At 61.3% G+C, this 2,796-nt stretch carries 3 protein-coding genes; all 3 read right to left on the bottom strand.

Annotated elements, in window-relative coordinates; translation table 11 throughout:
* Window positions 1–58: 58 nt before the first annotated feature.
* Window positions 59–271 carry a hypothetical protein gene (locus WA989_RS08075; protein ID WP_424339991.1) on the bottom strand — a complete coding sequence of 71 codons (213 nt, stop codon included), beginning with the start codon at window positions 269–271 and terminating at the stop codon, window positions 59–61.
* Window positions 272–293: 22 nt separating this feature from the next.
* Complete coding sequence (gene bchZ / locus WA989_RS08070; protein ID WP_424339990.1) at window positions 294–1,751, bottom strand: chlorophyllide a reductase subunit Z; 1,458 nt, start codon at window positions 1,749–1,751, stop codon at window positions 294–296.
* Window positions 1,745–2,796, bottom strand: a 1,052-nt coding sequence (gene bchY / locus WA989_RS08065) for a chlorophyllide a reductase subunit Y (RefSeq protein WP_424339989.1), incomplete at its 5' end; no start/stop codon positions are given. The genes bchY and bchZ, both read right to left, overlap by 7 nt.

Here is a 2,796-nt window from a genome sequence, read left to right as displayed (position 1 = left end):
CACGCGCACAGCTCTGGCGAACGCGGAAACTGATTGATTGAGCGTGAATGGGGATAGCTCATAGGTAATACACCCATGGCAGCGCTGCATGCAGCGTGGAGCTGGTTTCGAGGAAGATGTTCTTCTTCGACCGGATATCGTCCGTGTATCTCTTGCCGAGCGCTTTCGAGAAGCCGAGCCAGAGGAAAACAAGCGGATAGAGAAGTGTAAAATAGAGCAGATAATCCAGTCGGAACTGGAGGTTTCTGGCTCCTGCCTGTGCGTGTTTCATTTCACTCCCTCTCTCTTGTGTCTTATGCGGCCTGTAGCGATCCCAGCCGTCTTCGGGCTGACTCGACATGGGCAGGGGTTACTGTTCTGGCGCCGGATTCGCGGGCGCTTTCCTCGCTGGCATCGCGAAGGCGTTTCGCGGCCGAAATTCGCGCCAGGACCGGATATGTGTCGACGTATTCATCGAGCTTGTGACTGGCATCCACGTCCCAGGCGACAGACTGCTCGATCTTCGAAACCGTTGCGTCTGCCGCATCCATGTCGCCGGCAAGCGGCAGGATATGGAACAGCGCATCGAACAGCGCATTGCTGACTTCCTGGACGAGATAGGTCGCGCCCGAATAGCCCATGAACGGCGTGCCCGTATGGCGCCGGATCACCGCGCCCGGGAAGGATGCAGGAATATATTGCGAGCGTGCGCCGGCTTCCTGGATGTACATCCGCTCATTGAAACTGCCGAACAGGACGAAAGGCGGCGTGTCGCGGATGGCGTCGGCGACGGCGTCATTGTCGGGCTTCTTGCCGGCCTTGCGTTCGAATGAGAAGGCGCAGGGCAGCCCCATATCGTTCTCGAGGAAATTGCGAAGCCCGCGTGCATAGGTCTCATTGGCGACGACACCAAAATTGGCCGTGCCGAAGAAATCCTGTGTCACAGAGCGCCAGAGATCCCAGAGCGGCTTGATGGTCGAATGCTTTTCCGCCTCGATGAAGGGCTCAGGATCAAGCCCTGTCAGCCGGCCAAGTTCGCGCAGGAATTTCGTGGTCGAATGCAGCCCGATCGGGGCCTGCAAATAGGGCGTATCGATGGCTTCGCAGAGACGACGGCCGAACTCGCGATACATGCAGACACTCACATCCGCATCGATCAGCTTGCGCGTATCCTCGATATGGCTGCCGAGCGGGAAGACCATGTTGATCTCCGCGCCGATGCCTTCGACCAGGCGGCGGATTTCGGCGAGATCGGAGGGCATGTTGAACATGCCATAGCTCGGCCCGATAATGTTCACGCTGGGCTTGTCGCCCTCTTTTTTCTTTTTCGGGCGCGGATTGCGGCCCTTGGTCTGGGCAAATTCGGTCCACAGCCAGAGCAGCGCGCGGTCTTCGCTCTGCCACTGATCTTCATCGATCGTGCGCGGCAGGAAGCGTTTGACGTTTGAGCCTTCCGGCGTCACGCCGCCGCCAATCATTTCGGCAATCGAGCCAGTGACGACAACCGCTGGAAGCGCCGGGTCGAGCGCAGCGCGGGCCCGCTTCATGGCCTCTTCGGTCCCTGTCGAGCCAAGCTCTTCCTCGCCAAGCCCGGTCACAACGATCGGTAGCTCATGCGGCGGCAGCGCATCGGTATAGTGAAGCACCGAAGTCACTGGCAAATTCTCGCAGCCGACCGGACCGTCAATCACGACCTGGAGGCCCTTGATTGCGGTGAACGCGTAAACAGCGCCCCAATATCCGCCCGCGCGGTCATGATCCTGGATCAGCATCCGACCGGCTCCTTTATGTCTGCGGCGCGCTTGGCGGCGAGCGCCAGCTTGCGTTCCTGCTTGGCGCGGAAGCCTTCATTGATGTTGGGCTTGCCTTCCCAGACACCGGCCGTGTCGCCTTCGCCGACCCCTTCGAAGAAGGCCTTCATTGTCTCGAACCGGTCCTTGCCGGCCATGGCCGCATTGACGACCTGGGCCAGCGAGCCAGCGCCTGCCACACCCATGATCGGACGCGCGGAGATGAGATTGGTGAAGTAGAGCGCAGGGGTCGCCTTCTCCTTGGCCTTCTGGACGACAGGCGTCGTGCCGATGGCAAGATCCGGGTCGAAGGCTTCAAGCGCTGCAAGGTCGGTTTCCAGCGATGCGCGGAAGCGCACTTCGACGCCGCGGGCTTCCAGCCAGTCGCGGTCGGCCTCTGACCATTTCGTTTTCGGACAGGCCGTGCCGACATAGCGGACATCGGCGCCGCTCTCGCAGAGGAGACGCGCGACCAGAAGCTCCGAGCCTTCATAGCCCGACAGCGTAATCCGGCCCTTGATCGGCATCGCGGCAAGCGCCGCCTTGATCGCGCCGACCGAGTTATTCTTGGCCAGATCGATCTTGTCTCTCGAAATCCCGCAGGCCTCGCCAATCTGCTCGATCCAGGCGGCGGTTCCTTCTGAGCCAACGGGCGCAGAGCCGACGACCGGCCGGCCAGCGGCCTGGAATTCGCGGACAGACGCGGTGTAATGGGGATGGATCGCGGCGACGGCAGCGCAGTCGAGCGCGGTGTAAAGCTCGCGCCATTCGCGCGTCGGCACGACAGCGCCAGCGGCAAGATCCATTGGCTTGAGGATCTGGCTGATCCCGATCGGGTCGGCCGGGAACATCTCGCCCAGCAGGGTAATCTTTGGCAGGTCGGCCTTGTCGCTTGGCGCGCGCTGGACGGCGCCCTGCTCGGCTTCAAGCCTGGCGTAATTCAGCATGGCGCCAGCCAGGACATCCTTTGCCTCGGCATGCGTCGGTATCCCGAAGCCAGGCACGTCAATGCCGATGATCCGTACAC

Origin of the sequence: Henriciella sp., from assembly GCF_049649345.1 — a bacterium.
Taxonomy (GTDB): Bacteria; Pseudomonadota; Alphaproteobacteria; order Caulobacterales; family Hyphomonadaceae; genus Henriciella.
Note: the sequence above shows the minus strand (reverse complement) of the source record. Positions and strands in the feature narration are given on the sequence as shown.

What these genes read in the sequence shown, in the direction of transcription:
- bchZ (WP_424339990.1), bottom strand. Translation starts at nt 1,751, where the DNA reads ATGCTGATCCAGGATCATGACCGCGCGGGCGGATATTGGGGCGCTGTT.
- WA989_RS08075 (WP_424339991.1), bottom strand. Translation starts at nt 271, where the DNA reads ATGAAACACGCACAGGCAGGAGCCAGAAACCTCCAGTTCCGACTGGAT.